This is a genomic window from Rhodococcus rhodochrous (assembly GCF_014854695.1).
Classification (GTDB): Bacteria; Actinomycetota; Actinomycetes; order Mycobacteriales; family Mycobacteriaceae; genus Rhodococcus.
Map to the genome: position 1 here is coordinate 4,092,488 of NZ_CP027557.1, position 14,353 is coordinate 4,106,840.

16 protein-coding genes and 1 pseudogene are annotated in these 14,353 nt (G+C 69.3%); 4 read left to right on the forward strand and 13 right to left on the reverse strand.

Annotation, left to right across the window (positions count from 1 at the left end):
* Complete coding sequence (locus tag C6Y44_RS18820; RefSeq protein WP_033096110.1) at positions 1 to 390, reverse strand: phage holin family protein; 390 nt, start codon at positions 388 to 390, stop codon at positions 1 to 3.
* Positions 391 to 501: 111 nt separating this feature from the next.
* Between C6Y44_RS18820 and C6Y44_RS18825 the strand changes: the two genes are divergently transcribed.
* A complete protein-coding gene (locus C6Y44_RS18825) occupies positions 502 to 1,488 on the forward strand; it encodes a hypothetical protein (RefSeq protein ID WP_159417751.1) in 987 nt (328 codons plus the stop codon).
* A gap of 12 nt (positions 1,489 to 1,500) precedes the next feature.
* Here C6Y44_RS18825 and C6Y44_RS18830 read toward each other — a convergent pair whose 3' ends face one another.
* From C6Y44_RS18830 to C6Y44_RS18845, 4 genes are all read right to left on the reverse strand, one after another.
* Positions 1,501 to 2,064: a Clp protease N-terminal domain-containing protein gene (locus C6Y44_RS18830; RefSeq protein ID WP_174247002.1), complete on the reverse strand. Its 564-nt coding sequence runs from the start codon at positions 2,062 to 2,064 to the stop codon at positions 1,501 to 1,503.
* Between the two features lie 5 nt (positions 2,065 to 2,069).
* The gene (locus C6Y44_RS18835) at positions 2,070 to 2,285 is read right to left on the reverse strand and encodes a helix-turn-helix domain-containing protein (protein WP_016694332.1); all 216 of its coding nucleotides are present in this window, start codon (positions 2,283 to 2,285) and stop codon (positions 2,070 to 2,072) included.
* Positions 2,286 to 2,359: 74 nt separating this feature from the next.
* The gene (cds1, locus tag C6Y44_RS18840; protein ID WP_159417749.1) at positions 2,360 to 3,457 is read right to left on the reverse strand and encodes an L-cysteine desulfhydrase Cds1; all 1,098 of its coding nucleotides are present in this window, start codon (positions 3,455 to 3,457) and stop codon (positions 2,360 to 2,362) included.
* Positions 3,454 to 3,837: a DUF4229 domain-containing protein gene (locus C6Y44_RS18845; RefSeq protein ID WP_120280049.1), complete on the reverse strand. Its 384-nt coding sequence runs from the start codon at positions 3,835 to 3,837 to the stop codon at positions 3,454 to 3,456. Before C6Y44_RS18845 ends, cds1 begins: the two co-directional genes overlap by 4 nt.
* A gap of 208 nt (positions 3,838 to 4,045) precedes the next feature.
* On the opposite strand from C6Y44_RS18845, the gene C6Y44_RS18850 reads away from it, so the two are divergent.
* Both C6Y44_RS18850 and C6Y44_RS18855 read left to right on the forward strand, forming a co-directional pair.
* A complete protein-coding gene (locus tag C6Y44_RS18850) occupies positions 4,046 to 4,255 on the forward strand; it encodes a BldC family transcriptional regulator (protein ID WP_006552323.1) in 210 nt (69 codons plus the stop codon).
* A 190-nt stretch (positions 4,256 to 4,445) separates the two neighbouring features.
* Positions 4,446 to 4,646: a hypothetical protein gene (locus tag C6Y44_RS18855; RefSeq protein ID WP_120283578.1), complete on the forward strand. Its 201-nt coding sequence runs from the start codon at positions 4,446 to 4,448 to the stop codon at positions 4,644 to 4,646.
* A 26-nt stretch (positions 4,647 to 4,672) separates the two neighbouring features.
* On the opposite strand, the gene C6Y44_RS18860 is transcribed toward C6Y44_RS18855, so the two are convergent.
* The 7 genes and pseudogenes from C6Y44_RS18860 to hemL form a co-directional block, all read right to left on the reverse strand.
* On the reverse strand, positions 4,673 to 5,818 hold the full coding sequence (locus tag C6Y44_RS18860; RefSeq protein ID WP_436839530.1) for a nucleotide-binding protein: 1,146 nt from the start codon (positions 5,816 to 5,818) through the stop codon (positions 4,673 to 4,675).
* Positions 5,760 to 6,677: pseudogene (gene ccsB / locus C6Y44_RS18865) on the reverse strand (c-type cytochrome biogenesis protein CcsB); the annotation flags it as partial. The gene C6Y44_RS18860 and the pseudogene ccsB, both read right to left, overlap by 59 nt.
* Positions 6,677 to 8,344, reverse strand: coding sequence for a cytochrome c biogenesis protein ResB (gene resB / locus C6Y44_RS18870; protein ID WP_159417747.1), 1,668 nt, complete (start codon positions 8,342 to 8,344; stop codon positions 6,677 to 6,679). The pseudogene ccsB and the gene resB, both read right to left, overlap by 1 nt.
* Complete coding sequence (locus C6Y44_RS18875; protein ID WP_060650691.1) at positions 8,341 to 9,159, reverse strand: cytochrome c biogenesis CcdA family protein; 819 nt, start codon at positions 9,157 to 9,159, stop codon at positions 8,341 to 8,343. Before C6Y44_RS18875 ends, resB begins: the two co-directional genes overlap by 4 nt.
* A gap of 2 nt (positions 9,160 to 9,161) precedes the next feature.
* A complete protein-coding gene (locus C6Y44_RS18880) occupies positions 9,162 to 9,767 on the reverse strand; it encodes a TlpA disulfide reductase family protein (RefSeq protein WP_159417746.1) in 606 nt (201 codons plus the stop codon).
* Entirely contained in the window at positions 9,764 to 10,414 is a 651-nt protein-coding gene (locus tag C6Y44_RS18885; RefSeq protein ID WP_060650690.1) for a histidine phosphatase family protein, read from the reverse strand. Before C6Y44_RS18885 ends, C6Y44_RS18880 begins: the two co-directional genes overlap by 4 nt.
* 61 nt (positions 10,415 to 10,475) lie before the next feature.
* The gene (gene hemL / locus C6Y44_RS18890; RefSeq protein ID WP_159417745.1) at positions 10,476 to 11,801 is read right to left on the reverse strand and encodes a glutamate-1-semialdehyde 2,1-aminomutase; all 1,326 of its coding nucleotides are present in this window, start codon (positions 11,799 to 11,801) and stop codon (positions 10,476 to 10,478) included.
* A 126-nt stretch (positions 11,802 to 11,927) separates the two neighbouring features.
* Between hemL and C6Y44_RS18895 the strand changes: the two genes are divergently transcribed.
* Positions 11,928 to 13,874: an acyl-CoA dehydrogenase family protein gene (locus C6Y44_RS18895; RefSeq protein WP_159417744.1), complete on the forward strand. Its 1,947-nt coding sequence runs from the start codon at positions 11,928 to 11,930 to the stop codon at positions 13,872 to 13,874.
* Here the strand turns inward: C6Y44_RS18895 and C6Y44_RS18900 are convergent.
* A complete protein-coding gene (locus C6Y44_RS18900) occupies positions 13,856 to 14,344 on the reverse strand; it encodes a hypothetical protein (RefSeq protein WP_120283580.1) in 489 nt (162 codons plus the stop codon). The two genes, C6Y44_RS18895 and C6Y44_RS18900, sit on opposite strands and share 19 nt — an antisense overlap.
* Between the last annotated feature and the right edge of the window lie 9 nt (positions 14,345 to 14,353).

Here is a 14,353-nt window from a genome sequence, read left to right on the forward strand (position 1 = left end):
TCAGTCGCGGTCCGGGACGACCAGGCCGAGGACGAAGTTGACGATCGCGATGATCACGCCGCCCCACAGCGCCGCCCAGAAACCGTCGATCGTGAGGCCGTACTCGGTGAAGCCGCTCAGCCACGCGGTGAGCATGAGCATCAGCGCGTTGACGACGAGCAGGAACAGCCCGAGGGTGAGGATCACCAACGGCAGCGACAGCAGCTTCACCAGCGGCTTCACGAGTGCGTTGACGACGGTGAAGATGGCGGCCAGCACGACGAGCGAGATGACCTTGCGGGTCGTGTCGGAGGTGCCCGCAGGATCGGTGAAGTCGATTCCGTCGACGAGCTCGACCGCGAGCCACAGACCGACCGCGTTGATGATCAACCGCAGTATCAGAGAAATCATGGTGCCACTGTGGCACACGGAACCCGGTCTCGTAACGGGCAAATCGGACTCCTCCGATGTCGCCCCTCCCCCTCAGGGGCCTCTCAGCGACGGACGGTAGCGTCGGCCGGCGTGCGTTCACGTCTTCTCCCCCTGTTTCTCGCTGTAGCCGGACTGCTCCTCGTGGGCACGGGTTCGGTCTTCGCCTGGCTCGACCGCCCCGAGACGACGGTCGCAACCGTCGCGGAAGAGCCGAGTCCCTCGGCGGACGGCGTCGACGAGGCGCGGAGCAATCTGCAGCGGGCCGGACTGCCGCTGTCGGTGCTCGACGGCGGGGTCGGGCAGCTGACGGAGGGCAGCACCCAGCTCGACGACGGTGCCCACCAGCTCTCGGACGGCCTCCGGCAGGCCCGTGACGGTGGGGAGCAGCTCGCCGACGGCCTCGGGCAACTCGACGGCGGTGTCGACATGCTCGGCGACGGTGCTCGCCAGGTGAGCGGTGGCGTCGACGAGGTGGTCGACCGTCTCTCCGGTTTCGGGGAGATGCAGGGCGACGTCACGGCGCGGCTCACGGCCGTCGCCGACACGCTCGGCGCGTCCGCGGATCCGGTCTCGCAGGGCGCGGCCGGCCAGTTGCGCGGACTCGTCGAGACCCTCGACACGCAGGGCCTCGGGCCGGACACCCTCGATCAGCTCGGGCAGTTGCGCGACGGTGCACGGCAGCTCGCCTACGAACTCACCGATCCGAACGCGCAGTTCGTCGCGGGCATGGCGCAGGCCGCCGACGGCTCGCGACAGCTCCGCGACGGCCTCGTTCTCCTCGACGACGGTGGCCGGGCCCTGACGGACGGCACCGGACAGCTGGTCGACGGCGTCGGGCCGGTGGCCGATGTCGTGAGTGGCATCGCCGACAACGTCCGGTCGGCCACCGAAGCGCTGCCGCGCACCGCGCCGGCTGCTCCGGACACGCAGGCAGCGGAAGCCGTGGCCACGTCGGATCGTCAGTGGTGGCCGTTCGCGACGATCGCGGCCGGCACGCTGCTGCTCGTCGCGGCGGCGGTCGTCCCGCTCGTCGCCGGGCGCCCACTCGCCGTCGCTCCCGCACAGCCGACCCGGTAGCCGCCCGAAGGATCAGGCTGCGGCGTCGAGGTGGCCGTTCAGGCGCTGACGGAGCTGCTCGCGCGGCACGTGTGCTTCCACGAGGGCTCCGGTCGCCGGGTCGTCGCTGCGCAGCAGTCCGAGCAGGATGTGCTCGGGGCGGATGACCCGTTCGCGGCGTGCGACCGCCTCCCGCAGCGCGAGCTCGAGCGATTTCTTCGCTGCCCGGTCGAACGGGATGTGACCGAGGCGGTTCGCGATGCCCCGCCGATCGGTGCTCTTCCCGTCGAGCACCCCCTTGCCGAAGGCGGCTTCGAGACGGCTCCGGACCTCGTCGAGATCGATCCCGATCGCTTCGAGCGCCGCGGCGTCCTCGTCACCGAGCGGGGCGTCGGCGGTGCGGGCGGCCCGGTCGGAGCGGAGCCCGTCGACCGTGAGACCTTCCTCCGCGAGCAGGACCCGCAGCGGTTCATCCGCGGCGACAGCGGCCCCGATGAGCAGGTGCGATGCCTCGATCCGGGGATCGCGCACCCGGATCGCCTCCTGTTGCGCTGCGACGACGGCAGATCTGGCACCGTCGGCGAATCGTTCGAACATGACGATCACCTGCGCTTCCGATTGTGCTTCTGATGGACCGCCTGGCGGCTGACGCCGAGTTCGTCGGCGATGGCCTGCCAGGACCAACCCCGCTCGCGGGCATTCGCGACCTGGACCTCCTCGAGTCGTTCCAGCAACCGGCGCAGGGCACGCACGGCGCGCAGGCCTACTGCGGGATCGGAGCTCGCGGCGGCAGCGGCGAGGGTGGTGGCTTCACTCATGTTGTCAATATAGGTTGACACCGAGGGCGCGTCAACGAAAATTGACAGAAACGGAATCTGCGCAGGTGAAGGCTCTACCGGGGCCAGCCGCCGGTGGTCGCGAACTTCTCCAGGACCGCGAGCGGCCCAGCGAGGTCCATCCCCTCCGCAGCGACCCACTCGTCGGAGAAATAGGTGTCGGCGTAGCGCTCGCCGCCATCGCACAGCAGCGTCACGACGCTGCCCTCCCGGCCCTCCGCGAGCATCTCGGCGATCAGGCCGAAGGCTCCCCAGAGGTTCGTGCCGGTCGAGCCGCCCACCTGACGTCCGAGCGCGGTACTCGCGTGCCGCATGGCGGCGATGGACGCCGCGTCGGGCACCCGCACCATCCGGTCGACGACCTCGGGCACGAAGGACGGCTCGACGCGCGGACGCCCGATCCCCTCGATGCGCGAGGGCATGCCGGTCGCGTAGTCGGCCGATCCCGTCTCGAACCCGCCGAAGAACGCCGAGTTCTCCGGGTCGACGACGGCCAGCCGCGTCCGGTGACGGCGATAGCGGATGTAGCGGCCGAGGGTCGCGCTCGTGCCGCCGGTCCCGGCGCCGACGACGATCCACTCCGGCACGGGATGACGCTCGAGACGCATCTGCGAGTAGATGCTCTCGGCGATGTTGTTGTTGCCCCGCCAGTCGGTGACCCGCTCGGCGTTCGTGAACTGGTCCATGAAGCAGCCGCCGAGCTCGTCGGCGAGCCGCTGCGCCTCGGTGTAGATCTCGGGTGGGCGGTCGATGTAATGGCACCGGCCGCCCTGGGCCTCGATGAGCGCGACCTTCGCCGGCGAGGTGCGGCGCGGTACGACGGCCACGAAGTCGAGGCCGAGGAGTCGCGCGAAGTACGCCTCACTGACCGCGGTGGACCCGGAGGACGCCTCGATGATCGGGGTCCCTTCACGGATCCAGCCGTTGCACAGGGCGTAGAGGAACAGCGAGCGCGCGAGACGGTGCTTGAGGCTGCCCGTGATGTGCGTCGACTCGTCCTTCAAGTACAGGTCGATGCCCCAATCCGCGGGGAGCGGGTAGCGGAGCAGGTGGGTGTCGGCGCTGCGCTGGGCGTCGGCCTCGATGAGCCGGACCGCGTTGTCGACCCAGTCCCGGGGTGCACTGCGGTCGACGACCGCGCCGGTCGCCGTCACCGCCCGTTCTCGCCGCGCATGCGCTTCTCGAGGTCGGCGCGTTCGGTGCGTCGACGCTCGTCGACCGCGGCGATGCCCTCGTTGACGCGACGCCGCAGCGACGCGAAGAGCACGAGCGAGACGGGCAGGGCGATGAGCACGGCGAACAGGGCCGCGACGAGGAGGGGGATTTCCACCCCGAATGCCCGAGGAACGTAGAGAATGAGCAGGGTGAGCACGACCACGAGGGCGAGTCGCGCCACCGAGTACAACGCGACGTCCCGGATCAGGGACCCGGTCCCCGCCTGACCGCCGGCGGCCGTGGCGCCCTCACCGTGAGGGTGTGGAGTGCGCTGGGAGGGGGTATCCGAGGGTTCGTTCCGGCGTTCGTCGTTCACCACTCCAGGTTAACCGGCGGCCCGGACGACGAGCCCCGCGACGATTTCCGGAAGTCGGACATCCGTCCGTTTTGTCTATTACTTCCGCTTTACCAACCGTAGACCGTTCGAGCAACCAGGGGTATCGGTGCCACCATGGGCTTGGACATCCCGATCGAACAACTCGATCGCGTCGAACAACACGATCACGACAACCGGGAGGACATTCGCAATGAGCGCACCCACTTTCAACGGCGCGAAGGAATCCCTGCTGACCCCGGGCCAGGTGGCGGCACTGTTCCATGTGGATCCCAAGACCGTCACCCGGTGGGCCCACGCCGGCCGATTGGGCTCGCTGCGGACCCCCGGTGGCCATCGCCGCTTCCGTGAGTCCGAGGTCCTGGCGCTTCTCCGCTCCCTCACGACCGAAGCGACGCGCTGATCCGAGACAGCAGAATCCGCACTTCCGGCGTGCACCTGCCGGACCCCGGCCGACCACCCGCGGAGCCCACGTGCCGGACCGGGTTCCGCCCACCTAGAATGTGGACGAACCGGTCTGCGGTCGCCGCGGCCCGGAGGTGCACGGCGAGGGCACGTCCTCGTCCGGCACCGCCACGGTCAGGAGGTGCAACGTGCTCTATCTGTTGGCACTCATCGGTGCGGTGACACTCGCCGTCCTGCTGTGGAAGGCGTACGGTCCCACATCTCGTCCGCCGAGCCGCGTGATGGGTCCGGACGACGATCCCGACTTCCTGTGGAAGGTCGATCGCGAGGTGCACCGCCGCCGCAGTGGCGACGGCACCGGCGAGTCCGATCAGGAGCAGGGCGACTGACCGTGCGCGTCACGCCGAGCGGTCTGTCACCGCGCGGCGAAACCGTCGGCGATATCGGCGGCGAGTCCGAGCAGGGCGCGCCGCGTACCCGACTGCAATCGGTCCAGATCGATCTCCGCCCCCTCTTCGAGGTGGGGGTCGAAGGGTAGGACGTGGACCGCGCGGCACCGCTGTTCGAAGTGCCGCACCACGAGGTCGAGATCGACCTTGCCCGACCTCGGCCGCACCGCGTTGACGACGGCCACCGACCGCTCGACGAGTTCGCGATAGCCGTGCGCGTCGAGCCAGTCGAGCGTGGCCGACGCGCTGCGGGCGCCGTCGACCGAACCGGAACTGATGACGACCAGCGTGTCGGCGTTCTCGAGGATCGCGCTCATAGCGGAGTGCATGAGCCCGGTCCCGCAATCGGTGAGCACGATGCTGTAGAACCGTTCGAGCAGACCCAGCGTCCGTTCGTAGTCGTCGGCGCTGAAGGCCTCCGAGACCGCCGGATCGGTGTCCGAGGCGAGTACCTCGAGACGATGCGTGTTCTGCGAGGTGTAGGCGCGCACGTCCGCGTAGGTCTCGAGAAGCTTCTGATCGCGCAGCAGCGTGCGCACCGTGGCCGGCGTCTGTTCGGCCACCTTCTGACTCAACGTCCCGCGGTCCGGATTCGCGTCGACCGCGACGATCCGATCGCCACGCAGCTCCGCGAAGGTCGAGCCGAGCGTGACCGTGGTGGTCGTCTTGCCCACCCCGCCCTTGAGACTCAGCAGGGCGATCCGGTGGCAGCCGTGCAGCGGTGCACGCACCCGCTCGGCCGTTTCCTCCTTGCGCTGCTGCCGGGAACTCTCCCCCACGTGGACCCGACCACCCGTCGCCCGGTAGACGACCCGCCGCCAGCCCTTCCGCGGCGGCGCGGCGACCGGGCGTACCAGTAGCGACGAGTCCAGCGCCGTCGCGTCCAATGCGTGTCCGTCGAGCCCCGACGAACCGTTACCGGCCCCATCCACCGCGTTCCCCCCGTCGACTGTCACGGACGACGGCGCGACGATAGCAGCCTCAGTTGAGCCCGGCGTACGAGTGCAGGCCCGAGACGACCATGTTGATGATGAACAGGTTGAACAGCATCGCGACGAAACCGGCGATGTTGATCCAGGCCGCGCGGGTGTTGCGCCAACCGGAGGTCGCACGTGCGTGCAGGTAGGCGGCGTAGACGACCCACGTGATGAACGAGACCGTCTCCTTGGGATCCCAACCCCAGAAGCGTCCCCAGGCCGCCTCGGCCCAGATGGCACCGAGGATGATGCCGGCACCGAACAGCGGGAAACCGATGATCGTGGTGCGGTAGGCGAGCCGGTCGAGGGTCTGGGCGTCGGGCAGACGCTCGGCGAGCGCCGCGAAGACGCCGCTGCGCTCCTCACCCTTGGGGAAGCGGATGCGCAGCAGGAACAGCAGGCTCGCGACACCCGAGACGAGGAAGATGCCACTGCCGACGCTGATGATCGTCACGTGGATCGGCAGCCAGAACGAGCGCAGTGCGGGAACCACGGGAGCGGCGTCGGCATAGAGCACGGTCGCCGCGAGGAACATGAGGATCAGGACGGGGACCAGCAGGTACACCCACATGGTCCGGTAGGCCGGCTTGCGCAGGACGATCAGGCCGAAGACCACGGCGGCGGCGCACGCCATCGCGACGAACTCGTACATGTTGCCGAGGGGGAACCGCTCGGTGGCCAGGCCACGCAGCACGATCGAGGCGACCTGCAGTCCGGCGACCACGACGACGAGCGCGCGGCCCATGTTGCCGAGGCGCTGCGACAGGGCGCGCTTCGGCGCCTCCTCGACACGACCCGGGCCGGCGGTGCGGTCGACGGTGCCGGAGGCCGCTCGGCGGCCGGCGGCGACGAGTTCGCGTTCCCGCTCGGCCACGACGTCGGCGCGGTGGGTCGCATATTCGGCGACGAGCAGCACCAGCGCCAGCACGAGCACCGCGAACGCCGATTCGAAGGCCCAGTCGCTGTACCGCGCCAGGGTGTCGTTCTCTGTCATCAGTTCTTCTTCTCCTGTGCCGCCGGGGCGGAGGGTGCATCGTCACCGAGAAGACGCTCGACCAGTCGGTCGAACTCGTCTCCCCATCCGGCCTGATCGGTCCGTGCGAGACCACCGAGTTCTACTACGGTTCGTCGTTCACCGTCGTTCACTGTACCGCTCGGGTACGCACGCGCCCACACTCTGCGTCGCTTGACCAGCAGCGACACGAGCAGACCGGCCATCATCGCGATCGCCGCGACGAGCACCCACTGCTGCGCCGGGTCGTGCGAGACCTGCAGGTTGACGAAGTCGGTGGCCTTGTCGAACCGCACCTCGGTGCCGTCGGCGAGCGTCACGCTCTCCCCCGGACGCAGGTTCACGCGGTCCTGCTTCACGAGGCGGCCCTGGTTGATCAGTTCCTTGTTGAGCGAGAACAGCGACTGTGGGCTGCCGGTGTCGAGACCGGAGTCGCCCTTGTAGACGTCGATGGCGACGGCGGGGTCCATCATCGACGGGAAGATCGATGTGAGCAGCGTGCCGTGGAAGGACGCCGTCGGCGCGAACAGTCCCTCGAGCGCGATCTGGTTCTTCCGGCGCTCGTCGGCGTCGGGGTACATGCCGCCGGGCGGGTCGAAGCGCATGGCGCCGCTGCTGAGGAAGGTCGTCGCATCGTCGGGTGCCCACTGCAACGTCTCGGTGCGGGTCTCGCCGTTCGGCCAGGTGACCGTGAAGGTCGGGGCGTAACCGTGACCCTGCAGATACACGCGATCGCTACCGACCCGCAGTGGATGGTTGACCTTCAACTGCGCGTCGCGCCAGGTGTTCGTGACGAGGTCGTCGCCGTACTGGTACTCGATGTCGGAGGTGAACATCTCGGCCTGACCGTTGTCGAGATAGTCGGCGACGAAGGTGTTCACCCGCACGCACATGGGGTTCAGGCCGGTGCCGTCGAGCGTGCTGCCGGCGCGGAACGAGTCGAAGGAGGCGGGCGAGGTGGTGCAGAACTCCTCGCCGTTCGCGACGAGGATGCGCTGTCCCTCGTAACCGAAGAGCTTGCCGGCGGCGACGGCGACGAGCAGCCCCACGAGAGAGATGTGGAAGACCAGGTTGCCGGCCTCACGCAGATAACCCTTCTCGGCGGACAGGGTCACCTCGCCGTCACGCCCGCGGGCACCGCCCTCGCGGCGCACGACCTTCCACCCGCGCAGCTCCTTCTGGATGCGGTCGAGGGCGTCGGCGGGGGCCTCGGCCACGGTCGTCTGCGTGTGGTGCGGCAGGCGCTGCAGGTTGCGCGGCGCGGGGACCGGCGGGGTGCGCAGGGCGTGGAAGTGCTCGACGCAGCGCGGCAGGATGCAGCCGACCAGCGAGACGAACAGCAGCACGTAGACGGCGGTGAACCAGAAGCTGCCGAAGACGTCGAACAGTTCGAACCGGTCCATGATCGGTCCGAGCGTCGGGCGGGCCGCGATGTACTCCTCGACCTTCTGGGTGTTGAGGCTGCGCTGCGGCAGGAGTGCGCCCGGGATCGCGGCGAGCGCGAGCAGGAACAGCAGGACCAGTGCGGTCCGCATCGACGTCAGGCCGCGCCAGGTGTTCCGCACGAAGGCCGTGGCACGTCCGAGCGCGCCCTGTCGCGGCGGAGGCGACGGCTGCGGTGCGGGGGTCGGGGTGTGTGTCGCGGTCATACGGGCAGAGTCACTTCCGAGATGAACGAGTCACGGACCCAGGACACGAACAGGTCCCACGCACCGGTGACGAGAGCGATGCCGACGGCCATGAGCATCAGGCCACCGACGATTTGCACGGTCCGCGCGTGGGTGCGCAACCAGCCCACCCCGCGCAGCGCCCGCGCCGAACCGAGCGCGAGCACGACGAACGGCAACCCGAGGCCGAGGCAGTAGGCGACGATCAGCGTCACCCCGCGTGCCGCGGTGGTGCCCTCGGTGCCCGCCGCGAGCGAGATGACGCCGGCGAGGGTGGGGCCGAGGCACGGGGTCCACCCGAGCGCGAAGACCGCGCCGAGCAGCGGGGCTCCCGCGAGGTTCGAGATGCGCCGGGGCGCCGGACGCGTGTCGCGCTGCAGGGCCGGGATGAGACCGATGAAGACCAGGCCCATCACGATGGTGACGACACCGCCGATCCGCATGAGCAGTTCTCGGTTCACGGCGAGCGCGGAGATCGCCCCGAACACCGAGGCCGTCGCGAGGACGAACACGACGGTGAATCCGAGGACGAACAGCCCGGCGGCACCGGCCACCCGGAGGCGGCCGTCGCTGCGGACGGTCGTGGTGCGGGCACCGGCCTGCTCGGCGGTGACGGCGGGGGCCTCGGCTCCCACCACTCCGGCGAGATAGGACAGATAGCCGGGAACGAGCGGCACGACGCACGGCGATGCGAAGGAGACGAGACCGGCGAGCAGGCACGCACCCATCGCCAGCAGCAGCGGACCCGAGAGGGCCGCGTTCTGGAAGGTCTCCCCGACACCCGACGCAAGGATCACTGTTACTGCTCCGAATCCGGTTCCGCCGCGACCCGCTCGACGACCGGTTGCAGGTCGTCGGCGAGCAGTTCGGTCAGATAGACCGCAGCCACGCGGTGCTCCCGGTCGAGGACGACCGTCGTCGGCACGACCGAGGTCGGGTAGTTCCGGCCGAGGGCGAGCAGCGAACGCATCGGCGGGTCGTAGATCGACGGGTAGCCGATCTGCTGGTCGGTGACGAAGTCCTGGGCCTTGTCGCGTTGGTTGTCGCGGACGTTGATGCCGAGGAACTGCACACCGAGGTCCTTGGTGGCCTCGTAGACCTCTTCGAGATCGTCGGCTTCGCTGCGGCAGGGGGCGCACCACTGGCCCCATACGTTGAGCACGACGACCTGGCCCTCGTAGTCGTCGAGGGAGATGGTCTCGCCCTCGTTCATGAGGTCCTCGCCGGTGAGTTCACCGAGGGTGCCCCGGTCGGCCGGGGGGTCGTAGAAGATGCGGGTCTGCCCGCCGGGCGAGACGAAGTCGAACGTTCCCCCGGTGGCGACGGCGTCGTCCCCGGTGGCGCAGGAGGTGAGAAGGACGGCACCGCAGATCGCGGCGACCGTCGCCCGGAACACCTTTCTCATGCGCCGTGGACGTTCGGGTCGGAGGCGCCGGCCGGCTCGGAGTAGACCAGGTCGACGAGGGTGTCGCCCTCGTAGACCAGGGAGGTCAGCGAGGCGAGGCTGCACTGGCGGCGACGCGGGTCGTGCCACAGTCGCTCGCCCTCGAGGAAGCGGCGCAGCGTCCACACCGGGAGCTGGTGGCTCACGCACACCGCTTCCCGTCCCACTGCGGCCACGCGGGCCGCGTTGACGGCGGCGAGCATGCGGTGGGCGATCTGCAGGTAGGGCTCGCCCCAGGAGGGGGTGAACGGATCGCGCAGTTTCCACCAGTGGCGCGGGCGGCTGAGCGCACCGTCACCGACCGAGACCTTCAGGCCCTCGAAGTCGTTGGCCGCCTCGATGAGGTTCTCGTCGGTGCGGATCTGCAGCCCGTGCTTCTCCGCGATCGGAGCGGCCGTCTGCTGGGCCCGTTCGAGCGGGGACGCGACCACGTGAGCGATGTCGTGGTCGGCGAGTGACGCCGCGACCGCCCGTGCCTGGGCCTCACCGGTCACCGACAGCTTGAAGCCGGACAGGCGACCGTAGAGGATTCCGGAGGGGTTGTGGACCTCTCCGTGGCGGAGCACGTGCACGATCGTGCGGGTCTCGGACGGGGCGGCGTCGGTCACGTCGATGTTCCTCGAGGGGTGTGGGAGGGGCGGGTCGGGCTGGGCAGGCAGAAGAGCGGTGTTACGGCGCGGTCGCCGCGGCGGCCGCGCGAGCGGCGTGCGGCAGCGCGTCGGCGATCCTCGAGAACGCGTCGTCGTCGAGCGCGGACGAGACGAACCACGTCTCGAAGGCGCTCGGGGGCGCGTAGACGCCGCGCTCGAGCAGCGCGTGGAAGAAGGCCGGGAAGCGCCAGGTCTGCGCGGCCTTGGCCTGCTCGTAGTTCGTCACCGGCTCGGCGGTGAAGAAGACGCTCAGCAGCGTGCCGGCGTTCTGGACGCGGTGCGGCACCCCTTCGGCGGCGAGTGCATCGCCGAGCAGACGCCCGAGGGTCTCGGCGTTGCGGTCCAGTGCGGCGTAGACCTCGGCGTCGGCGGCACGCAGGCTCGCGAGGCCGGCGGCGACGGCGACGGGATTACCGGACAGGGTGCCGGCCTGGTAGACCGGTCCGCTCGGGGCGAGATGGGCCATGACGTCGGCGCGACCACCGAAGGCCGCGGCGGGCAGACCACCGCTCATGACCTTGCCGAAGGTCATCAGGTCTCCGGAGACCCCGTCGATGCCGTGCCAGCCGGTCGCGCTCGCGCGGAAGCCGGTCATCACCTCGTCCATGATCAGCAGCGCGCCGTGCTCACGGGTGAGGTCGCGCAGGCCCTCGTTGAAGCCGGGCACCGGGGGGACGGTGCCCATGTTGCCGGCGGCGGCCTCGGTGATGACCGCAGCGATCTCGCCGGGGTTCGCCTCGAAGGCGGCACGCACGGCGGCGAGGCCGTTGTAGGGGACGACGATGGTGTCGCCCGCCTGGGCGCCCGTGACGCCGGGCGAGGTGGGCAGACCGAAGGTGGCGACGCCGGAACCGGCGTCGGCGAGCAGCGCGTCGACGTGACCGTGATAACAGCCCGCGAACTTCACGATCTTCGACCGTCCGGTGAATCCGCGCGCGAGACGGACGGCGCTCATCGTCGCCTCGGTGCCGGAGTTGACGAGCCGGACCTGCTCCACCGGCGCGATGCGGGCGACGATCTCCTCCGCGAGTTCGACCTCACCCTCGGTGGGGGCACCGAACGACAGACCCGCCACGGCGGTGGATCGGACGGCCTCGACGACCGCCGGATGCGCGTGCCCGAGAATCATCGGACCCCAGGAACACACCAGGTCGACGTAGGTTTTTCCGTCGACGTCGGTGAGCAGCGGACCCGATCCCGATGCGAAGAAAGGAGGATTGCCGCCGACCGATCCGAACGCGCGGACCGGAGAGTTGACGCCCCCCGGTGTCACCTTCGATGCCCGGTGGAAGAGTGCGGCGGATCGAGTGTCGTGGGTGGACGAAGCATCGGGGGTCGCAGTCACGACTTCCAGTGTCCGTAGTTTCGCGAGATTTGCCAAAAACAGCGGTCCCCAAACCTCCTGTGTTTTTTCTCCCTTACCAGGAAAAAGGGACACCGTGAGTGACTTGTCGCACCTATCGTCTGAGGCATGCCGACGACAGCCGAACACCTGCGCATCGCACTCGACGGTGCGTGGCACGAAGCCCGCGAACGCGCCCGCAAGGATCTCGCGCACGAGAAGTTCGCGCCGCACTACACTCCCGAGACCGACAAGGCCCGCGCCATCACGCTCGAGCAGATGCGCATCCTCGCCGAGCACGGCTACGCCGCGTCGGGTTTCTCCGTCGAGTCCGGTGGCACAGGCGACGCGGGCGGTGCGGTCGCCTCCATCGAGATGCTCGCGATGTCCGACCTGTCGCTCATGGTCAAGGCCGGCGTGCAGTGGGGCCTGTTCGGCGGTGCCGTCGAGAACCTCGGCACCGAGCGGCATCACGAAAAGTACGTCAAGCGGCTCATCGATCTCGACGTGCTGGGTTGCTTCGCGATGACCGAGACGGGTCACGGCAGCGACGTGCAGTCGCTCGAGACCACGGCGACCTACGATCCGGACACCCAGGAGTTCGTGATCCACTCCCCCACCCCGTCGTCCCGCAAGGACTACATCGGGGGCGCGGCGCAGCACGCCCGGTTCGCGGCCGTCTTCGCGCAGCTCGTCACGCAGGGCGAGACGCACGGCGTGCACTGTTTCGTCGTCCCGATCCGCGACGAGAGCGGCAACGACCTGCCGGGTGTGACGACCTCCGACTGCGGTTACAAGGGCGGCCTGCCGGGTGTCGACAACGGCCGCATCGTCTTCGACCAGGTGCGCATCCCCCGGGAGAACCTGCTCAACAAGTACGCGGACGTCGAACCGGACGGCACCTACGCCTCGGACATCGACAACCCGAGCCGACGGTTCTTCACGATGCTCGGCACACTGGTCCGCGGGCGCATCACCGTCGGCGGCTCGGCGGGTGCGGCGGCGCGGGTCGCGCTGAGCATCGCCACTCGCTACGCCGAGAAGCGTCGCCAGTTCGACGCCCCCGGACGCGACGGCGAGGTGCCGATCATGGACTATCTCGTCCACCAGCGGCGCCTGCTCCCGCTGATCGCCCGCTCGTACGCGCTCGGTTTCGCCCAGAACGAGCTGCTCACCACGATGCACCGGCTGCAGTCGACGTCGTTGCAGGAACTCGACGCGCAGGAACAGCGCGAACTCGAGGGCCGCGCGGCCGGTCTCAAGGTCGCCAACACCTGGCACGCGTCGCGAGCGATCCAGGAGTGCCGCGAGGCGTGCGGTGGTGCCGGCTACATGGCCGAGAACCGGCTGACGGCGCTGCGCGCGGACGTCGACGTGTTCACGACCTTCGAGGGCGACAACCACGTCCTGACCCAGCTGGTCGCGAAGGAACTGCTCACGGCCTACGCCGACGAGGTGCAGGGCATGAGCCCGGTGGAGTGGATGCGCTTCGCCGCGACCACCATCTCCGACATCGTCAAGAAGCGCACCGCAGCGCAGCAGATCATCCAGACGATCGTCGACACCCGCCAGGACAACGAGGAGGACGGCAGCCTCTTCGACCGCGGCACCCAGGTGACGATGTTCGAGGACCGGGAGCAGTACCTGCTGTCCACTGCGGCCCGGCGCCTGCAGGCCGCGATGAAGCGCGAGGACAACCCGTTCGACGCCTTCAACTTCGTGCAGGACCACGTTCTGCACGCCGCCCGCGCGCACATCGACCGGGTCGTGCTCGAGGCGTTCGTCGCCGCGATCGAGGACTGCAAGGACGAAACCGCCCGCGACCTGCTGTCGGAGCTGTGCGATCTCTACGCGCTGACGATCATCGACGAGGACAAGGCGTGGTTCATGGAGCACCGCCTGCTGTCGGTCGAACGCGCCAAGGCCGTCACGCGCGGGATCAACGAGCGGTGCCGCAGCCTGCGTCCGCACGCGCTGACTCTCGTGGACGGGCTGGGTGTGCCCGACTACCTGCTCGGCTCGGCCATGCTCGAACGTGAGGGAGCGGTCGTCCCGCCTCAGGACGTCGCGGTCTGACCGGGGTCGCCGACGAGCTCGCCGAGCCGTGCTCGCAGCTCGTCGGCGTCCTTCGCCCACGCCCGCACGAACGTTCCTCCGATGAGCCGCAGTCCGACGGGTTTGCGGCCGCGCGGCACATCCGCCAGCTCGCCGAGGCTCCGGGCGGTCTCCCAGCGTTCCGGATCGCGCCGGTCGTCCGGTGGCGGCGGCAGCACCGCCTCGATCTCGGCGACCGGCAGTTCCTCGGTGCCCTGCCGCAGGACCGTGGAGGTGAGCTCGACGCTGACGTGCCGACGAGCAGCCACGACCATCACGTAGGAGAAACCGGCGAGCACGATCGCGATGATCGGCAGCGCGACCCAGTGCACGACAGGGCCGGTGAGCAGTTCGACGACGAGGGCCACGACGCAGACCAGCGGGCCGATGGCGACCGTGCGCCGGCGCGCTCCGGGTTCGTGGAACAGCGGCCCGGCCGGGTCGGTACCCATCGGATCGGT